Genomic DNA, 16,893 nt, shown 5'->3' with positions numbered 1-16,893 from the left:
ATTTCCGCAGGGAGGGTAAATTTTGCAAAACATCGGAGAGGCCTTCCACTTGGCGCTGTCGCTGGTCCTGTCCGGCGAGGCCGATCTCTACGAGATCGTCGGCCTCTCGCTGCGGGTCAGCCTTAGCGCCACGGTGCTTGCCTGCGTGATCGGCCTGCCGGTCGGCGCGCTGGTCGCGGTGAGCCGGTTCCGCGGTCGGGGTGTCGTCTTGGTCGTGATGAACGCGCTGATGGGGCTGCCGCCGGTGGTCGTCGGCCTGTTGGTTTATCTCTACCTCTCCCGCTCGGGACCGCTCGGCTTTCTGGGGCTGCTCTACACGCCGGGCGCGATGATCTTCGCGCAGACCATCCTCATCGTGCCCATCGTCGCCGCGCTGTCGCGGCAGGTGCTGGAAGACCTGCACGCCGAATACGCCGAGCAGTTCCGCTCGCTGTGCCTCACGCGTTGGCAGAGCATTGCCGCGCTGCTCTGGGACGGGCGCTACGCGCTCTTGACCGTGGGGCTGGCGGGCTTTGGTCGGGCCGTGGCCGAGGTCGGCGCGGTGATCATCGTCGGCGGCAATATCGACCACCTGACCCGCGTGATGACCACCGCGATCGCGCTCGAGACCTCCAAGGGCGACCTGCCGCTGGCGCTGGCGCTGGGGATCATACTGCTGGTTCTGGCGCTCGGGGTGAACGCCGGGGTGCAGACCCTGCGCATGACCGCGGCACGGCAGGCGCATGTCTGAGGTGTCCGATGTCTGAGCAAACCCATGTCTGACCTGCCGATCACCGCCGTGCCGCCCGTGGCGCGCCCCCGCGACGAGGCTGCGATGAAACGCCCGCTTCTGCCCCTGCGTGTCTCTGGCCTGCGGCTGGCCTCGGGCGGCGCGGCGCTGCTCGACGGGGTGGATCTGACGCTCGCGACCGGCGGTTGCACGGTGATCATGGGGCCGAACGGCGCGGGCAAGAGCCTGCTGCTGAAGATGCTGCACGGGCTGCTGGTGCCCGGAGGCGGCGAGGTGAGCTGGAACGGCACCCCCGCCGCGCGGGCCACAGCGCGGCAGGCGCTGGTGTTCCAGAAACCGGTGCTGCTGCGCCGCTCGGTGGCTGCCAATCTTGATTTCGTGCTGAAGACCCGGCGCCGCGACCGCGCGCGCCGCGATGCGCTGCTGCGCGAGGTCGGGCTTCTGCACAAGGCGCGCCAACCCGCGCGGATGCTTTCGGGCGGCGAGGCGCAGCGGCTGGCATTGGCCCGGGCGCTGGCCATCGATCCCGAGGTGCTGTTCCTCGACGAGCCCACCGCCAGCCTCGATCCCGCCTCGGTGCTGGTGATCGAGCGCATCGTGGCCGCCGCCCGCGACCGGGGGACGCGGATCATCTTTGTCACCCATGACATCGGGCAGGCCCGTCGCATGGCCGACGAGGTGGTTTTCCTGCACCGCGGCCGCGTCGCCGAGCACAGCAGCGCCGATGTCTTTTTCCCCGAGCCACGCAGCGCGGCGGCGCGGGACTATCTCGCGGGTCGGATCGTGCTCTGACCCGTCGGCCACACTCTCACCAAGTTATTGATTACCAAGGACAGAAGGACGTTCCTCATGACCATCGCAAGACTGATCGCCTCGACCGCGCTGACCCTCGGACTCGCCGGCGGCGCCCTCGCGCAGGAGCAGTCGATCATCGTGCAGTCGACCACCTCGACCGCCAACTCGGGGCTCTACGACTACCTGCTGCCGATCTACACCGGCGAGAGCGGCATCACCGTCAACGTCGTCGCCGTGGGCACCGGGCAGGCGATCAAGAACGCCGAGAACTGCGACGGCGACCTGCTGCTGGTGCACGCCAAGCCGTCGGAGGAGAAATTCGTCGAGGCAGGCTTCGGCACCACGCGCACGGATCTGATGTACAATGACTTCGTCATCGTCGGCCCGGAGAGCGACCCGGCGGGCGTGAAGGGCATGACCGACGTCGAGGCGGCGTTGACCAAGATCTCCGAGGCGGGCGCGCTCTTTGCCTCGCGCGGGGATGACAGCGGCACCCACAAGAAAGAGGTTGCGCTCTGGAAGGCCGCGGGCATCGACACCACGGCGGCCTCGGGCGATTGGTATCGCGAAACCGGGTCGGGCATGGGCGCGACGCTGAACGCCGGTATCGGCATGGGCGCTTACGTGATGACCGACCGTGCCACCTGGATCAGCTTCCAGAACAAGCAGGATTACGCGGTCGAGGTCGAGGGCGACGAGGATCTTTTCAACCAGTACGGCGTGATCCCGGTGAACCCTGAGAAATGCCCCTCGGTGAAGATCGACGCGGCGCAGGACTTCGCCGACTGGCTGGTCTCGGACGAGGGCCAGCAGGCCATCGCGGAGTACAAGATCGAGGGCCAGCAGCTGTTCTTCCCCAACGCACCGAAGAACTGATAGGGTTCGGGGGCGGCACGGTGCCGCCCCCAACATGCCCGAGACGATGACTGACCTGCAGAGCCCGCCCCCAGACCATCCCCACGAATACCTTACCGTCCGAGAGCTGGCCGATCTGCTCCGCCTGAAGGAGCGCAAGGTCTACGATCTTGCCGCTTCGGGCGAGGTTCCCTGTTCGCGCGCCACCGGAAAGCTGCTCTTCCCCGCCGCCGAGATCCGCGCCTGGATCGAGGGCGCGCAAAGGGGCGGGTTCGTCGCGGCGCCCGTGGTGCGCCCCGGGGTCTTCCTCGGCTCCCACGATCCTCTGCTCGATTGGGCGATCCGCCAGTCGCGCTGCGGGCTTGCCACCTATTTCGACGGCTCGCTCGATGGGCTGGCCCGCTTTGCTGCGGGCGAGGGCGTCGCCTCGGGTCTTCACGTGCGCGATACCGAGGGCGGCTGGAACATTGGCGCGGCGCGCGAGGCGGCCTCAGGGCAGAACGCGGTGCTGGTGGGCTTCGCGGCCCGGAGGCGCGGGCTGGTGCTGCGCCAAGACGGGCCTGCTCCGCAGGTGCTCGCGGATCTTGCGGGACTGCGTCTGGCGCCGCGGCAGGACAGTTCCGGCACTGCCGGGTTGCTGCGCGATCTCGCCGCAGAGGCCGGGCTCGAGCTGGGCACCGTCACGCTGACCTCGCTGGAGCGCACGGAGGACGAGGCGGTGCAAAGCGTGCGCCGCGGCGAAGCGGATGTGACCTTCGGCCTCGAGTCGGTGGCGCGGACCTACGGGCTGCCCTTCGTGCCGGTGATCGAAGAGCGCTTCGACCTGCTCATCGACCGAAAGGCTTATTTCGAGCCGCCTCTGCAGACGCTCATGGCCTTCTGCCGCTCCGAGACCTTCCGCAGCCGTGCCGAAAGCCTTGGGGGCTATGACCTGTCGCGGCTCGGCGAGGTGGTCTGGAACGCCTAGCGCAGCGCGCTCTTCATCGCGGTCTCGGGGAAACAGGTGGCCGGGCGCCCCTGTGCCTCCTGCCAGAGGCCGATCGAGCGGCGGGTCTTGAACCCCGGCAGCCCGTCGGCGCCGCCGACGTCATGGCCCATGCTTTCCAGCGCCCGCTGCATGGCGGCAACGTCTGAGCGGTAAAGGCCGCCCACCTTGCCCCAGCCCGCGCTGAAATCGCCGGACCCGTACTGGATTCGATCCCCCACGTGGCCGACGAAGAGCGCGTAGAGATCGCTCATGTTGTAATCCTTCAGCACGTAGAAGTTGGGGGTGACAATGAACGCCGGCCCATGCCGCCCGGCGGGCATCAGCAGAAAGCCCTCGCCGCGCCGCTCGTGCTCGGGGAAGGGGCGGCCCGAGACGCGGCTGATCCCCATCTTCTCCCAGTCCGAGATCCGCTTGCCCTGATCCGGGCCCTCAAGCGTGCAGGAGACCGAGGCCGGAACGCGCACCTCGAAGCCCCAGTCGCGCCCGCTCTGCCAGCCGTGTTTGGCGAGGTAGGTGCCGATCGAGGCGATGGTGTCCGCCTCGGACCGCCAGATGTCCGCATGGCCGTCACCATTGCCGTCGGCAGCGTATTTCAGGAAGTTCGATGGCATGAACTGCGGCTGCCCGAGCGCCCCGGCCCAGGAGCTTTTCATCACCCCGGCGGGCGCATGCCCGGCTTGTGCGATTTGCAGCGCGGCGATCAGCTCGCCAGTGAAATACGCGGCGCGGGTGGACATGAAGCCCTTGGTGCCCAGGACCTCGAAGGCGCTGTGCGGGATCGCCACGCGTCCATAGCCACTTTCGCGCCCCCAGATGCCGAGGATGATCCGGCCGGGCACACCGGTGGCCTTTTCCGTCGCCGCGAGGGCCGAGGCGTGCTGCCGCGCCATCTGCCGCCCGATGGAGGTGGCGCTGTCGAGGGAGCCGCGGTTGAAATATTTCGCCGGCTGGCCGAACTCGGCCTGGCGCTGCCGCTTGGGGGTCTGCGGCTTGGTGCCGGGGGGCACGAGGTCCGGCAGGTCCCAGTTGAGATGCACGCCCGCAAAGGCTGCCTCGAAAGTTGCGCGCGAGACGCCGCTGCGCGCCGCCTGCGGCCAGACCGTCTGTTCCAGCCAGCCGCGGAACTGGCGCTCGACGGCACCGCGGTCGAGCGCGGCGGCAGGGGAGGCAAAGCAGGCGCAGGCCAGGAGCGCGGCCGCGACGGCCTTGCGCCATCCGTGGAAGGTGAGGGGGCTGTTCATGGGGACTCCGGGGGGCTGCTCGGGCGGATTTTGCCCCAGCCTAACGCAGCGCCTGGGGCGGGGCCACGCTCTCTTCGCCCCATTGTACCATCTTGCGGTCGATGGTCTTGCGCGAGACCCCGAGCCTTCGCGCCGCCTCTGCCCGGTTGCCGTCGCAGAGGTCAAGCATGTGCAGGATGTGGCGCTGCACCACGAGGTCGAGATCCTCGATTGCCCGCGCCCCGATCACCTCGCCCGCGCCCGAGAACTCTTCGGGGAAGCCGCCAAGGATGACCGAGCGTTCGATCAGGTTGCGCAGCTCGCGCACGTTGCCGGGCCAGGCGTAGCGGCGCAGTTTCAACAGGGTCTGCTCGTCAAGCTCGAGCCCTTGCATGCCGAGCGCCTGGCTGAATTGCCGAGTGAACAGCGCGGCCAGCTCGAGGATGTCGTCGGAGCGGTCGGAGAGGGGTGGCATCTCGACGTTGAGCACGTTGATGCGGTGATAGAGATCGGCGCGGAACTTGTTCTGGGCCACAAGCGCTTCGAGATCGGCATTGGTGGCGAAGAGAAAGCGCAGGTTCAGCGGAATCTCGCGCTCGGCGCCGGTGGGGCGGATGCGCTGGTCCTCGAGCACCCGCAGCAGCGCCGCCTGCAGCGGCTCGGGCATCTGCGCAACTTCATCAAGGAATAGCGTTCCGCCGTCCGCCAGCAGCAACAGGCCGGGCTTCAGCCGCTCGCCGTTCTCGAGGCTGCCGAAAAGCTCCTGCACCATGCGGTCGGGGGCGATGGCGGCGCAGTTGACCGGCACGAAGGGTTTGTCCGAGCGGTCGGACAGCTGGTGGAGGTGCCGCGCGGCCATCTCCTTGCCGGTGCCGCTGGCGCCGGTGAAGAGCACCGGGGTCGGCAGCGGCGCCAGCTTGGCCAAGAGCGCGCGGACCGCGACCATGACTTCGGACTTGCCGAGCAGCTTGCCCTGGAATTGCCCGGTGCGCAGTTCGCGGCGCAGCAGCGTGTTGTCGCGGCGCAGATATTTGCGGTCGAGGGTGCGTGCCACGGCGCCGAGAATCTGGTTGGCGCGAAAGGGTTTCAGCACGAAATCGCTGACCCCGGCGCGCAGCGCGGTGATCGCGGTTTCCAGATCCGCATAGGCGGTGATCAGGATGGTGTCGCCAAAGAACCCCTTGCGCTGCTGTTCGGCCAGCCAGTCGAGCCCGGTCATCCTCGGCATCACGTTGTCGAGGATGACGAGGTCGAAATGCGCCGCGTCGAGTTTCTGCGTCGCCTCGAGCGCCGAGCCCGCCTCCTCGACCCGCTGCACCTTGGGGCCCAGCATCTTGACGAGGAAGTTGCGCATGCCCGGCTCGTCATCGACCACGAGGATCGAGGCGCCGGCAAGCGTCGGGCCGTAGTCGTCGGTGGCGGCGTCCTTCGGCGTCATGCGTGCCTCAGTGGTCGTCGAGCCGGACGTTGGAGCTCGAATAGACCTCGGCGGACGAGAAATTCATCTCATGCAGGCCGAAATAGGCGACGATCCCGATGACGATGATGGCGGCGAAGCCTGTGAACATGGCTTTCATGTGCGGTCACTCTCCTTTGGTGGCCTGTTTGAGGTAGTCTATCAGATCGGCCCGGTCGCTGCCGCCCGCGATCACCTGCATGGGCATCTTCGAGCCGGGAATGTAGTGGTCCGGGCCCTGATCGAAAAGCGCGTCGATCGTGGTCTCGGTCCAGGTTATGTCGGAGCCGTCGAGGATTGGCGAATAGCTGTAGCCCGGCACCGTGCCCGCGCGGCGGCCGAAAACGCCGTGCAGCGTCGGACCCGCCTTGCGCGAGGGGCCGGGGGTCAGCGCGTGGCAGATCGAGCATTTGCGCATGAATTGCCGCTCGCCGTTGGGCATGGTCTCGGCAGCGCGCAGGAAGCTGCGTTCGCCCGTGATGCCGGGCTCGAAGGCGTCCAGTGCTTCGACCGGCCAGGCATAGGCGACATCGTCGAGGCCCCCGGCGTGGATCACCGTGCCGTCGGGCGAGAAGGCCAACGCCCAGACCGGCCCCTGCCGGGTGGCGCGGAAGTCGCGGGTGATCTGCCAGCTTTCGGTGTCGACGATCATGATGAACCCCTCGCCGTCGCCCACGGCGAGCTGATGCGAGGGAGCATTGTAGGCCAGGGCGAGGATCGGCCGGCGGTCGAGCGTCAGGTCGGCGAGCTGCGCGCCGCTCGCAAGATCGAGCACCCGGGTGCCGCCGTCGACGGCGCCATAGGCGATCCAGCCCGGACCCACGGCCAGCCGGTTGATGCCGAAGCCATGCTGGGCGATGGCCAGAGGTGCCTCTGCGGTGGTGAGATCATAGCGCAGCAGCGCCCCGGCCATCGTCGCGGCATAGAGCGTGTCGGGCCCCTCGAACGCCAGGGCGTTGACGCCGGCGCCCGGGGGGGGCAGGGCGGTGCCCGCGCCAGTGGCCCCGCTTGTGTCCTCGCCGCCGTCGAGCGGCCAGAGGATGATCGAGCCGTCCCAGCTTCCGCTGGCGACGGTCGTGGCATCCGGCGAAACCGCCAGCGCCGCGACCTTTCCCTGGTGCTGGCCCATCACGCGCGGGGGATCGCCCCAGGCGCGCACGGCGAAATCGTCGCCGCCCGAGACCAGCGTGCCTTCGGGCCCCCAGGCCAGGGCGGTCACCGCCGCCGCATGTCCCTCGAGCCAAGTCGGCGTGAGCGCGTCCCAAAGACCCACGGAATTGTCGAAACTGCCGGTCGCCACCTGCCCCGAGGGAGAAACGGCGATGCCCATGATCGGTCCGCCGTGGCCCTTCAGAGTGGCGAACTCCTGCGCCGCCGCGGGGGCGGCGCAGAGCATCAGGCTCAGGATCAAGGCCAGGCGGCCCATCTCGGTCACTCCGCGGGCGTGGCCGACTTGCGGGCCGACCCATGACCTTCGGCGGCCTCGCGCTCCTTGACCTTCTCGTACCAGATCGAGTGGTGCTGATGCGCCCAGTTCTCGTCGACCTGGCCGGAGCCCATGGCGTCATAGGCGCCCTCCATGCCGATCGTGCCGATGTAGATGTGGCCGATGATGACCGCCATCAGCAGGAAGGCGACGATGGCATGCCAGAGCTGCGCGAACTGCATTTCCTCCTGCGGGGCGAGCTCGACGGGGAAGGTGTCCATGCCGAACCAGCCGGGCACGCCCCAGTCGTTGAGCACCGAGAAGGTGTGGGCAAAGAGGGGCATGTCGAAGGGGAAGAGCAGCGACAGCCCCGAGACCGAGACCGAGGCCCCGAGCAGGATCACGCTCCAAAAGATGATCTTCTGGCCGGCGTTGAACTTCTTCGCGGGCGGGTGCTTCTTGCCGATGATGCCGCCGGCCTGGGCGAACCAGGTGATGTCGGTGCGGTCGGGGATGTTGTGCCAGACCCACATGACGAAGACCATGATCAGCGCCAGCATGAAGGCCCAGCTGACGTTGTTGTGGATCAGCTTCGAGTAGTGCAGCAGCGCGGCGTTGAAGTCATGGCCCAGCAGCGGCACGAGGTACTTGCGCCCGAAGAGGGTGAAGAGCCCGGTGAAGCCGAGCAGCAGGAAGGAGCCGGCCAGCGTCCAGTGGGCGAAACGCTCGATCCACTTGAAGCGCAGCACGGTGCTGCCAGTCTTGCCGCCGTCGATCTTGATGCGGCCGCGCAGCAGGAAGAACACTGCCAGCACGCCGATGGTGCCGAGCAGCAGCCAGCCGCCGTAGGTGGCCAGCGGGCCCTGGCGGAAGGTCAGCCACCACATGCCGCCGTCCTGGATCAGCACCTTGCCGTTGGGGTTGATCGTCGAGGCGCGCACGTCGGCCTCGTTGTAGCGCAGGGCGCGCCAGAGGTCCGGGTCCGAGGCGCCGCCGAGCGGCCCCATGCCCGGAGCGTTGACGGCATCGCCGCCGATGTTCTCGCGCCGGAAGCTGTCATCGACCTTGATGCCTGCCTGCCTGCGCATGATGTCCTCGAGCGTCTGCGCGCCGCCGGTGGCGGAGCGGTCGGGCTCGGGCGGAAGAAGAGTGCCCTGCGCCGCGACGCCCAGCGGGGCGGCGGTCAGCAGGACCAGTGCGAAAAGTGCCAGCAGGTGGCGCAGCATGGTCGTCTCCATGAAGTAGGGTCACGCGAGAATCGCGCGGAACGGCGGCAGGCGCCGCCCCGCGCGGGACTTCGTTGCGTTGCCGGCGGGCCCGAAAGCCCGCCGTCCTTGGCTCAGTTGGCCTTTTCGTCGTAGGCGGTGCCCCAGCCCCAGGCGCCCGAGCCGAAGCCACGGGCCACCACGCGCTCGCGGTAGATCGCCGACACTTGGTCGCCGTCACCGGCCAGCAGGGCCTTGGTCGAGCACATCTCGGCGCAGATGGGCAGCTTGCCCTCGGCGATCCGGTTGCGCCCGTACTTCTGGAACTCGGCCGCGGAATTGTTCTCTTCCGGACCACCGTTGCAGAAGGTGCACTTGTCCATCTTGCCGCGGGAGCCGAAGTTGCCCGCCTGCGGGTACTGCGGCGCGCCGAAGGGGCACGCGTAGAAGCAGTAGCCGCAGCCGATGCACAGGTCCTTGGAGTGCAGCACCACACCTTCTTCGGTCTGGTAGAAGCAGTCCACCGGGCAGACGGCCATGCAGGGCGCGTCCGAGCAGTGCATGCAGGCGACCGAGATCGAGCGTTCGCCCGGCTGGCCGTCCTGGATGGTCACCACCCGCCGACGGTTGATGCCCCACGGCACCTCGTGCTCGTTCTTGCACGCGGTGACGCAGGCGTTGCACTCGATGCAGCGTTCGGCATCGCAGAGGAATTTAGCTCGTGCCATGTCTCGCTCTCCTTACGCCGGCATGATCTTGCAGAGTGTGGCCTTGGTCTCCTGCATCTGCGTGACGGAGTCGTAGCCATAGGTCTGCGCGGTGTTGGTGGATTCGCCCAGCACGATCGGGTCCGCCCCGTCGGGGTATTTCGACCGCTGGTCGACCCCTTCGAAATGGCCACCGAAGTGGAAGGGCATGAAGGCAACGCCCTCTCCGACCCGCGGGGTGACCATGGCCATGACCTTGACCTTGCCGCCCTCGGGGCCCTCGACCCACACGTCCGCCCCGTCACGCACACCAAGGTTGTTGGCGTCGCGCGGGTTGATCTCGACGAACATGTTCTGCTGGAGCTCGGCGAGCCACGGGTTGGACCGTGTCTCGTCGCCGCCACCCTCGTATTCGACCAGTCGGCCGGAGGTGAGGATGATCGGATAGTCCTTCGAGAAGTCGTTCTTCTGGATCGAGGCGTACATGGTCGGCACCCGCCAGAAGGTCTTGTCCTCGTAGGTCGGGTAGTCTTCCACCAGGTCGCGCCGGTTGGTGTAGAGCGGCTCGCGGTGCAGCGGGATCGGATCCGGGAAGGTCCAGACCACGCAGCGGGCCTTGGCGTTGCCGTAGGGGGCGCAGCCATGCTTGATCGCCACGCGCTGGATGCCGCCCGAAAGGTCGGTCTTCCAGTTCACGCCGCCGATCTGCTCGGCGAAGTCCGAGGGGTAGGGGCCGGTCTGCGACTGCTCGCCAACTTCGGTGTCGGTCTCTGGACGCGAGTCCGTGTACCCGGCGACCCACTCGATCATCCGACGCTCGTAGGGGGTGAGATCCTTGTCCCAGCCGAGATCGATCAGCATCTGCATGGTGAACTCGGGATAGCCATCCTCGATCTCCGACCCGACGGTGTAGGAGCCTTCGGCGAGGAGGTTCTCACCGTTGCGCTCCACGCCGTAGCGGGCGCGGAAGGGCAGACCGCCCTCGGCCACCGGCAGAGAGATGTCATAGAGGTTGGCCGAGCCCGGGTGGTTCATCTCGGCAGTGCCCCAGCAGGGCCACGGCATCCCGTAGAAGTCGCCATCCGCGGGGCCACCGTTCGCGCGCAGCGTCGTGCGGTCGAAGGTGTGCTGGTTCGCCATGTGCGTCTTGAGGCGCTCCGGCGACTGGCCGGTGTAGCCCACCGTCCACATGCCCTTGTTGAACTCGCGGGTCAGATCCTCGATCAGCGGCTCCTCGCCGTTCACCTCGATGTTGCGGAACATGCGATCCGCAAAGCCGAACTTGGTGGCGAACTTGTGCATGATGATGTGGTCGGGCAGGGACTCGAAGAGCGGGTCCACCACCTTGTCACGCCATTGCAGCGAGCGGTTCGACGCGGTGACCGAGCCGTAGGTCTCGAACTGCGTCGCGGCCGGCAGCAGGTAGGTGTTGTCGGTCCGGTCGTGCAGGATCGCCGAGACGGTGGGATAGGGGTCCACCACGACCAAGAGGTCGAGCTTCTCCATCGCCGTCTTCATTTCCTTGAGGCGGGTCTGCGAGTTGGGGGCGTGGCCCCAGAAGACCATCGCGCGGGTGTTGTCGGGCTGTTCGAGGTTTTCCTTCGCCTCGAGCACGCCGTCGATCCAGCGCGAGACGGGGATGCCGGTCAGCCCCATCATCTCCTTGTCCTTGCCGTCCTTGCCTTTCAGCATGGCGAAGCGGGACTTGAGCCAGTCGAGGTCCTCTCCCCAGACACGCGCCCAATGCGCCCATGCGCCCGCGGTCAGGCCGTAGTAGCCCGGCAGCGTGTCGGCGAGCACGCCGAGGTCGGTCGCGCCCTGCACGTTGTCATGGCCGCGGAAGATGTTGGTGCCGCCGCCGGCGGTGCCCATGTTTCCGAGGGCCAGCTGCAGGATGCAGTAGGCGCGGGTGTTGTTGTTGCCGTTGGTGTGCTGGGTGCCGCCCATGCACCAGATCACGGTGCCCGGACGGTTGTTGGCCAGCGTCCGCGCCACGCGCTCGAGCTGGCTGCCCGGCACGCCGGTCACACGCTCGACCTCGTCCGGGGTCCACTTGGCGACCTCGGGACGGATCTGATCCATCCCCCAGACGCGGCTGCGGATGAAGTCCTTGTCTTCCCAGCCGTTCTCGAAGATGTGCCACAGCAGGCCCCAGACCAGCGCCACGTCCGAACCCGGACGGAACCGCACGTATTCGTCCGCGTGGGCGGCGGTGCGGGTGAAGCGCGGGTCGCAGACGATCAGCGGCGCGTTGTTCTGTTCCTTGGCCTTCAGCACGTGCTGCAGCGAGACGGGGTGCGCCTCGGCCGGGTTGCCGCCGATGATGAAGATGGCCTTGGAATTGTGGATGTCGTTGTAGGAGTTGGTCATGGCGCCGTAGCCCCATGTGTTCGCAACGCCCGCAACCGTGGTCGAGTGGCAGATCCGGGCCTGGTGATCCACGTTGTTCGTGCCCCAGTAGGCGGCGAACTTGCGGAACAGGTAGGCCTGCTCGTTGCTGTGCTTGGCCGAGCCCAGCCAGTAGACCGAGTCAGGGCCGGAGCTGTCGCGGATCGACAGCATCTGGTCGCCGATCTCGTTGATCGCCTGCTCCCAAGAGATGCGCTGCCATTCGCCGCCCACCTTCTTCATCGGGTACTTCAGGCGCCGCTCGCCATGCGCGTGCTCGCGCACCGAGGCGCCCTTGGCGCAATGCGAGCCGAGGTTGAACGGGCTGTCCCAGCCGGGCTCCTGCCCGATCCAGACGCCGCCCTGCACCTCTGCCATCACGGTACAGCCGACCGAGCAGTGGGTGCAGACGGATTTCACCGTTTTGATCTCGCCGCCGGTGGCGGTGGCCGCGGTGGCCTGGGTTACCGTACCTCCGGTGGCGGCCACGGCCGCAAGGCCGCCGATCGCCAGACCGGACCCGCGCAGGAAGGCGCGACGGTCAACCGAAGTGTTCGCCACTTCGGAAAGGATACTTGTCCGCTGGGGGCGTCGCGCAACCCCGTTGGTCTTTTTCCTCAACATGTTTCTCTCTCCCCTTGCGCGCTAGGCCCCCGCATGGTGCCTGGCTTGCTTGGTGTTGATCGGGTGCCTCGGACAGTCGGGCGTCACGCAACCAGTCGTCCTTGGCGGGAAGTGCCTCGTCCGGTCAGAACCGGGCGGCGGCGTAATAGGCGCGCGTGTGCGCGGTGTCCTGCATCTTGTTCGACGACAGGTCGGGCTCGGCGGCTTCCGCCTCGGTCCCGGTGGTGGTCGCCACGGCGACCGCCGCAAGCGGCGCTGCCGTCGAGGCCAGTTTCAGGAAATCGCGGCGGCTGGTCGCCTCCTCGTCTTTCCGCTTCATCGAGAGACCTCCTCTCTCAGGGTTGCGGCGGTTGCCCGCCCTTGTGCGGATCACTCCGCGCTCATCCGGAAGGCTTCGGTCTCGATCTCCATGAAGGCCCGGCCGAGACGTCCGACCGGGGCATAGAAGACCGAGTTCTTGGCGCCCTCGAGATCCGAATAGAAATGGCTCGCCCAGGGGGCGATGTGCTTGTTGAAGAAGCTCTTCTGCTGGCTCAGCGTGGCCGGGGTGCCGAAGCGCCCGACGATCATCGCGCCCATCATCTCCATCAGCGAGGCGATGTTGTCCTCGGGCTCGAAGACGTTCTCGGCGCGGGCGAGGCCACGCGCGGTCATGTCCTGGCGCAGAAGGGCGAGCGGCTTCTCGTTCAGAAAGCCCGTCAGGTAGTAGGAGGCATAGGGCAGCAGCTCGCCGCGCCCGAGACCGATGAAGAGGCGGTTGTACTCGCTCTCCACCGCCTTGGGTTTGGAGATCTTCGCCACCTTTGCCAGCGTGGTCACCGCCTCGCCGATCGGGCTGGCATCGCCGGTCAGCCCGGCGCATTGATCGATCAGACCCTGGTCGGCGGGCCGGGAGAGGAGCAGGCCGAGGAAGTTGTAGAGGTCGGCGCGCAGGCGGTCCTCGTCGGCGATCTTCGGGGCAGTGGCTTGTGCGGCTGCGGTCATGTCAGGCGTGTCCGTCATCAGCTGGCCTCGAAGGAAAAGCGCATGCGGCGCGCGCTGGCGGGCAGGGCGCTTTCCTCGGGCTCGGGGTCAATTTGGGCGGCCTCGGCCACCTGCGGCTCGGTGGTATGCAGCGGCGGGATCTCCGGCTGCGCCTCGATGGTCGGGCCGAGGGTTTCAGGTGCGCGGATCGACGTGCTGTCGGCGTCGGCAATCTCGGCCTGATCCTCCTCCGCCTGGGGCTCGGCACTCTCGGTCTCGGTCTGCTGTCGTCCGACGTATTCGAGATGCGCCAGCAGCCCCTTGCCGACCTGATAGGTCGTCTTGAAGTCGGCAGCAGGGGTCACGCCGGTGAAGTCGGTGTCATAGTCGTTCAGCCCATCGAGGCAGGCCAGCACCGGGTTCGACCGCCAGAGGGCACGCAGGGCGCGGTTCTTCAGCCGCTTGGGCAACTGCGACTCGAGGAACTTGCGGACCATTTCGCCGTCGGTGATCTCTTCCGGCGCGGGAAGCCCGGCCTCGGCCAGCAGTTCCTCGTCGCTGCGCTCGGCCAGTTGCGCCTCGGTCTCTGCGCGGCGGGCGGTGTCCTGCGCCTGCTCGTCGGAGCGGGTCTCGGCCGCGACGGCGGCTTTTCGGCGGGACCAGAAATCCTTCATTGCAGCCTCCCTCTTTTCAGGGCGGGCGAGGCGTAGATATCTGCGGGCTTGGAAATGCGCGGATCGCCGATGCCGTCCTGCTGGCCATCCACCTTGGCACGATCCCGGCGGCGTTTCACGAATTCTTCCTCTTCGTGGTAACGCTCGACGAAATCGCCAACCCATGCCAGCAGCCCGGCGGGCATCGGCACCTTCTCGACGATGTCCTCGCCGCTGTCGCAATAGTCCTGCGCCTCGTAGGGAGAGGCGGTGATCAGCACGACCTCGAAGGGGTGTTCGCCGAGGGTCTTGCGCATCACGACGTAGACGCTGGGTTCGCGGGCAGTGATGCCATGCAGGTAGGCCTCGGTTTCGGCACGGTAGAGCTCGAGCGAGAGCGTCGCGGCGTGATACTCGACCGCATCGCCCTCGCGGCGCAGCTCGCGCCAGTCGGCAGGGCCGGCGCCGGGCAGTACGGCAACGGCCCGCCAGGCCCACTTGGCCCACCGGGTGACGCCGGGAGTGCGGCGCAGGACCACCCCCACGGGCATGTATTGATCGTTGCTCGGATGACCTGTCACAGTGATGTATCCTTCCTCCCACTGTGATTGAAGCAACTAGAGCGCCTCGGGGAAGGGCCAATTTGTGCACAGCGGTATTCTGTGACCGATGGTGGACATTTTGGGTAGTCGTCGAGGGGGCAAAAATGCGGCAAGGTCAAACTGTCCAATCCGACCTTTTTACTCCGAAAAGGTGCTGCGACGCGGCATGCGAATCACACCGGCGCGGAGCGGTGCAGAGGTCTGGTCGTGGGCGGCTTTCCGCTCGCGGAATTGAGTTGTGGGATAGGGCGAATCGGGGCTAGCTAGCCCCAATACCGAGCGCAAAACGGCCCGGATCCGCGCCGTTCGCCAGGAAGGAAGTCATGACCAAGACCTTGATTACATGTGATTGTATGGGCACGCAGTCCATCGATGCCGAGGCACTCGCCAAAGCCACGGGATTCGAGGTCGCGCCGCCCTGCAAGGCACTCTGCACCAGCCAGATCGAGCGCGCCGCCAAGGGATTGACGCAGGGGAATGTTGTCCTCTGCTGCACCCAGGAGAGCCGCACCTTCGAGGCGTTGGCCGAGGAGCTGGAGGTGGAGGCCGCGCCGCTGCTCGACCTGCGCGACCGCGCCGGCTGGAGCGCCGACGGCGCATCCAAACTACCCAAAATGTCCGCCCTCGCCGCCGAGGCCATGCTGCCCGCGGCACCGGAGAAGACCCTCGACGTCATCTCCGAGGGGCTGTGCCTGATCCTCGGCGCGCCGGAGGTAGCGCTCGAGGCGGCAGCGCAGCTGGCCCCGCATCTTGGCGTGACGGTGCTGCTCGAGCGGGCGGACGAGATCCCCGACACCCGCGCCTTCGACGTGGTCACCGGTCGTCTGCGCAAGGCCCAGGGCGCGCTTGGCCAGTTCAAGGTGACCATCGATGCGCTGCGCCAGGTGGAGCCCGGCGGGCGCGGCAGCTTCACCCTGACCGAGCCACGTGATGGTGGCGTGTCGCAGTGCGACGTGATCCTCGACCTGCGCCGCGAGCCGCCGCTCTTCCCGGCGCATGAAAAGCGCGAGGGCTACCTGCGCGCCGATCCCGGGCGCCCGCAGGCGGTGGCGGCAGCGGTCATGGCGGCGTCGCACCTTGTCGGCACATTCGAGAAACCGCTCTACGTGCGGCTCGAATCTCTGCTTTGCGCCCATTCCCGCGCGGGCCAGACCGGCTGCACCAATTGCCTCGACCTCTGCCCCACCGGGGCGATCTCGCCCGATGGCGAGCATGTAACGGTCGATCCGATGATTTGCGCCGGCTGCGGGGCCTGTTCTTCGGCCTGCCCGTCGGGGGCGATCAGCTACGATGCGCCGCCGGTGGATCTCACCATGCGCCGCGTGCAGACGCTGGCCAAGACCTTCCTCGACGCTGGGGGCCAAGCGCCGCGCCTTCTGGTGCACGACGCGCATGGGGCCGAGATGATCCGGCTTTCGGCGCGCCACGGCGACGGGCTGCCCGCCGACGTGATCCCGCTGGAAATCCGCGCCATCGGCGCCTTCGGCCATGCCGAGAGCGTGGCTGCGCTGGCCGCCGGCTTTGCCTCGGTCACAATCTTGCCAGGGCCGGGGGCCGACCTGCCGGCGCTGCAGGCGCAGGTGGCGCTGTCGGATGCGATCAGCGGTGGCGGCAAGGTGCGCCTGCTGGAAACACCGGATCCCGACGCCATGTCCGCCGCGCTCTACGCCGAAGAGGCCCCCGCGCCGGTCGCCACGCCGGTGCGCCCGATGGGCACCCGCCGCCAGATCACCCGGCAGGCGGCGAAGGCGCTGCATCCCGGTGCCGAGAGCCTTCCGCTGCCCGAGGGCGCGCCCTATGGCGCCGTGCTGGTCGATACCGACGCCTGCACGCTGTGCCTGTCCTGCGTCTCGCTGTGCCCCTCCGGCGCGCTCGGCGACAACCCGGACCTGCCGCAGCTGCGCTTCCAGGAGGACGCCTGCCTGCAGTGCGGGCTTTGCGCCAACGTCTGCCCCGAGGATGCGATCACCTACGAGCCGCGCCTTCTGCTCAGCGACGAGGCGCTCGAGCAGCGCGTGGTCAACGAGGAAGAGCCCTTTGCCTGCATCGAGTGCGGCACGCTTTTCGGGGTGAAATCGACCATTGACCGGATCACCGAAAAGCTTCAGTCCCACGCCATGTTCGGCGGCGACAAGCTGCGGATGATCCAGATGTGTGACGACTGCCGGGTGAATGCGCAGTATCATGCGCAGGACAACCCGTTTGCCGCCGGCGAGCGTCCGCGTCCCCGGACCACGGACGATTACCTCAGCAAACGGCGCGACCACTGAATGCCGAGCCA

The 16,893-nt window shown here is 67.5% G+C and carries 16 protein-coding genes; 5 read left to right on the top strand and 11 right to left on the bottom strand.

The window, feature by feature from the left end; all coding sequences use genetic code 11:
- Positions 1–22: 22 nt before the first annotated feature.
- The 4 genes from G0D83_RS28350 to G0D83_RS28335 are packed head-to-tail and all read left to right on the top strand — an operon-like array spanning position 23 to position 3,347.
- Positions 23–730, top strand: a complete 708-nt coding sequence (locus tag G0D83_RS28350) for an ABC transporter permease (protein WP_164197837.1) — start codon at positions 23–25, stop codon at positions 728–730.
- 24 nt (positions 731–754) lie between these two features.
- Entirely contained in the window at positions 755–1,522 is a 768-nt protein-coding gene (locus G0D83_RS28345) for an ATP-binding cassette domain-containing protein (protein ID WP_203595142.1), read from the top strand.
- Between the two features lie 57 nt (positions 1,523–1,579).
- A complete protein-coding gene (locus tag G0D83_RS28340; protein WP_164197836.1) occupies positions 1,580–2,401 on the top strand; it encodes a substrate-binding domain-containing protein in 822 nt (273 codons plus the stop codon).
- Positions 2,402–2,435: 34 nt separating this feature from the next.
- Complete coding sequence (locus G0D83_RS28335) at positions 2,436–3,347, top strand: helix-turn-helix transcriptional regulator (RefSeq protein WP_235940347.1); 912 nt, start codon at positions 2,436–2,438, stop codon at positions 3,345–3,347.
- On the opposite strand, the gene G0D83_RS28330 is transcribed toward G0D83_RS28335, so the two are convergent.
- The 11 genes from G0D83_RS28330 to G0D83_RS28285 all read right to left on the bottom strand — a co-directional run bounded on the left by G0D83_RS28330 (position 3,344) and on the right by G0D83_RS28285 (position 14,561).
- Positions 3,344–4,609, bottom strand: coding sequence for a lytic transglycosylase domain-containing protein (locus tag G0D83_RS28330; protein WP_164197835.1), 1,266 nt, complete (start codon positions 4,607–4,609; stop codon positions 3,344–3,346). The two genes, G0D83_RS28335 and G0D83_RS28330, sit on opposite strands and share 4 nt — an antisense overlap.
- 40 nt (positions 4,610–4,649) lie before the next feature.
- On the bottom strand, positions 4,650–6,026 hold the full coding sequence (locus G0D83_RS28325) for a sigma-54 dependent transcriptional regulator (protein ID WP_164197834.1): 1,377 nt from the start codon (positions 6,024–6,026) through the stop codon (positions 4,650–4,652).
- Positions 6,027–6,033: 7 nt separating this feature from the next.
- On the bottom strand, positions 6,034–6,165 hold the full coding sequence (locus G0D83_RS32605) for a hypothetical protein (RefSeq protein ID WP_255455681.1): 132 nt from the start codon (positions 6,163–6,165) through the stop codon (positions 6,034–6,036).
- Between the two features lie 6 nt (positions 6,166–6,171).
- Positions 6,172–7,470, bottom strand: coding sequence for a c-type cytochrome (locus G0D83_RS28320; protein WP_164197833.1), 1,299 nt, complete (start codon positions 7,468–7,470; stop codon positions 6,172–6,174).
- 5 nt (positions 7,471–7,475) lie between these two features.
- Positions 7,476–8,696, bottom strand: coding sequence for a formate dehydrogenase subunit gamma (locus tag G0D83_RS28315; RefSeq protein WP_108970425.1), 1,221 nt, complete (start codon positions 8,694–8,696; stop codon positions 7,476–7,478).
- A 113-nt stretch (positions 8,697–8,809) separates the two neighbouring features.
- Positions 8,810–9,403, bottom strand: coding sequence for a formate dehydrogenase FDH3 subunit beta (fdh3B, locus tag G0D83_RS28310; RefSeq protein ID WP_095882707.1), 594 nt, complete (start codon positions 9,401–9,403; stop codon positions 8,810–8,812).
- Between the two features lie 12 nt (positions 9,404–9,415).
- Positions 9,416–12,394, bottom strand: coding sequence for a formate dehydrogenase subunit alpha (locus G0D83_RS28305; RefSeq protein ID WP_164197832.1), 2,979 nt, complete (start codon positions 12,392–12,394; stop codon positions 9,416–9,418).
- Between the two features lie 124 nt (positions 12,395–12,518).
- Positions 12,519–12,713: a twin-arginine translocation signal domain-containing protein gene (locus tag G0D83_RS28300; RefSeq protein WP_092424675.1), complete on the bottom strand. Its 195-nt coding sequence runs from the start codon at positions 12,711–12,713 to the stop codon at positions 12,519–12,521.
- Positions 12,714–12,763: 50 nt separating this feature from the next.
- Positions 12,764–13,378 carry a molecular chaperone gene (locus G0D83_RS28295; RefSeq protein ID WP_108970322.1) on the bottom strand — a complete coding sequence of 205 codons (615 nt, stop codon included), beginning with the start codon at positions 13,376–13,378 and terminating at the stop codon, positions 12,764–12,766.
- Between the two features lie 17 nt (positions 13,379–13,395).
- A complete protein-coding gene (locus G0D83_RS28290) occupies positions 13,396–14,031 on the bottom strand; it encodes a DUF3306 domain-containing protein (protein WP_164197831.1) in 636 nt (211 codons plus the stop codon).
- Positions 14,028–14,561, bottom strand: a complete 534-nt coding sequence (locus tag G0D83_RS28285; RefSeq protein WP_164198049.1) for a DUF3305 domain-containing protein — start codon at positions 14,559–14,561, stop codon at positions 14,028–14,030. The genes G0D83_RS28290 and G0D83_RS28285 overlap by 4 nt, the downstream gene beginning before the upstream one ends.
- Positions 14,562–14,935: 374 nt before the next feature.
- Here G0D83_RS28285 and G0D83_RS28280 point away from each other — a divergent pair, with 374 nt between their 5' ends.
- A complete protein-coding gene (locus G0D83_RS28280) occupies positions 14,936–16,882 on the top strand; it encodes a 4Fe-4S binding protein (protein ID WP_164197830.1) in 1,947 nt (648 codons plus the stop codon).
- Positions 16,883–16,893 lie beyond the last annotated feature (11 nt).

It is taken from the genome of Salipiger sp. PrR003 (assembly GCF_010500785.1).
Lineage (GTDB): Bacteria > Pseudomonadota > Alphaproteobacteria > Rhodobacterales > Rhodobacteraceae > Salipiger > Salipiger pacificus_A.
The sequence above is the reverse complement of the archived record's forward strand: the minus strand, read 5'-3'. Positions and strand labels throughout refer to the sequence as shown.

Bases quoted from the DNA above. Each gene is read 5' to 3' on its own strand.
- G0D83_RS28345 (WP_203595142.1), top strand. From the start codon at position 755: ATGTCTGACCTGCCGATCACCGCCGTGCCGCCCGTGGCGCGCCCCCGC.
- G0D83_RS28340 (WP_164197836.1), top strand. From the start codon at position 1,580: ATGACCATCGCAAGACTGATCGCCTCGACCGCGCTGACCCTCGGACTC.
- G0D83_RS28335 (WP_235940347.1), top strand. From the start codon at position 2,436: ATGCCCGAGACGATGACTGACCTGCAGAGCCCGCCCCCAGACCATCCC.
- G0D83_RS28330 (WP_164197835.1), bottom strand. From the start codon at position 4,609: ATGAACAGCCCCCTCACCTTCCACGGATGGCGCAAGGCCGTCGCGGCC.
- G0D83_RS28325 (WP_164197834.1), bottom strand. From the start codon at position 6,026: ATGACGCCGAAGGACGCCGCCACCGACGACTACGGCCCGACGCTTGCC.
- G0D83_RS32605 (WP_255455681.1), bottom strand. From the start codon at position 6,165: ATGAAAGCCATGTTCACAGGCTTCGCCGCCATCATCGTCATCGGGATC.
- G0D83_RS28320 (WP_164197833.1), bottom strand. From the start codon at position 7,470: ATGGGCCGCCTGGCCTTGATCCTGAGCCTGATGCTCTGCGCCGCCCCC.
- G0D83_RS28315 (WP_108970425.1), bottom strand. From the start codon at position 8,696: ATGCTGCGCCACCTGCTGGCACTTTTCGCACTGGTCCTGCTGACCGCC.
- fdh3B (WP_095882707.1), bottom strand. From the start codon at position 9,403: ATGGCACGAGCTAAATTCCTCTGCGATGCCGAACGCTGCATCGAGTGC.
- G0D83_RS28305 (WP_164197832.1), bottom strand. From the start codon at position 12,394: ATGTTGAGGAAAAAGACCAACGGGGTTGCGCGACGCCCCCAGCGGACA.
- G0D83_RS28300 (WP_092424675.1), bottom strand. From the start codon at position 12,713: ATGAAGCGGAAAGACGAGGAGGCGACCAGCCGCCGCGATTTCCTGAAA.
- G0D83_RS28295 (WP_108970322.1), bottom strand. From the start codon at position 13,378: ATGACCGCAGCCGCACAAGCCACTGCCCCGAAGATCGCCGACGAGGAC.
- G0D83_RS28290 (WP_164197831.1), bottom strand. From the start codon at position 14,031: ATGAAGGATTTCTGGTCCCGCCGAAAAGCCGCCGTCGCGGCCGAGACC.
- G0D83_RS28285 (WP_164198049.1), bottom strand. From the start codon at position 14,561: ATGCCCGTGGGGGTGGTCCTGCGCCGCACTCCCGGCGTCACCCGGTGG.
- G0D83_RS28280 (WP_164197830.1), top strand. From the start codon at position 14,936: ATGACCAAGACCTTGATTACATGTGATTGTATGGGCACGCAGTCCATC.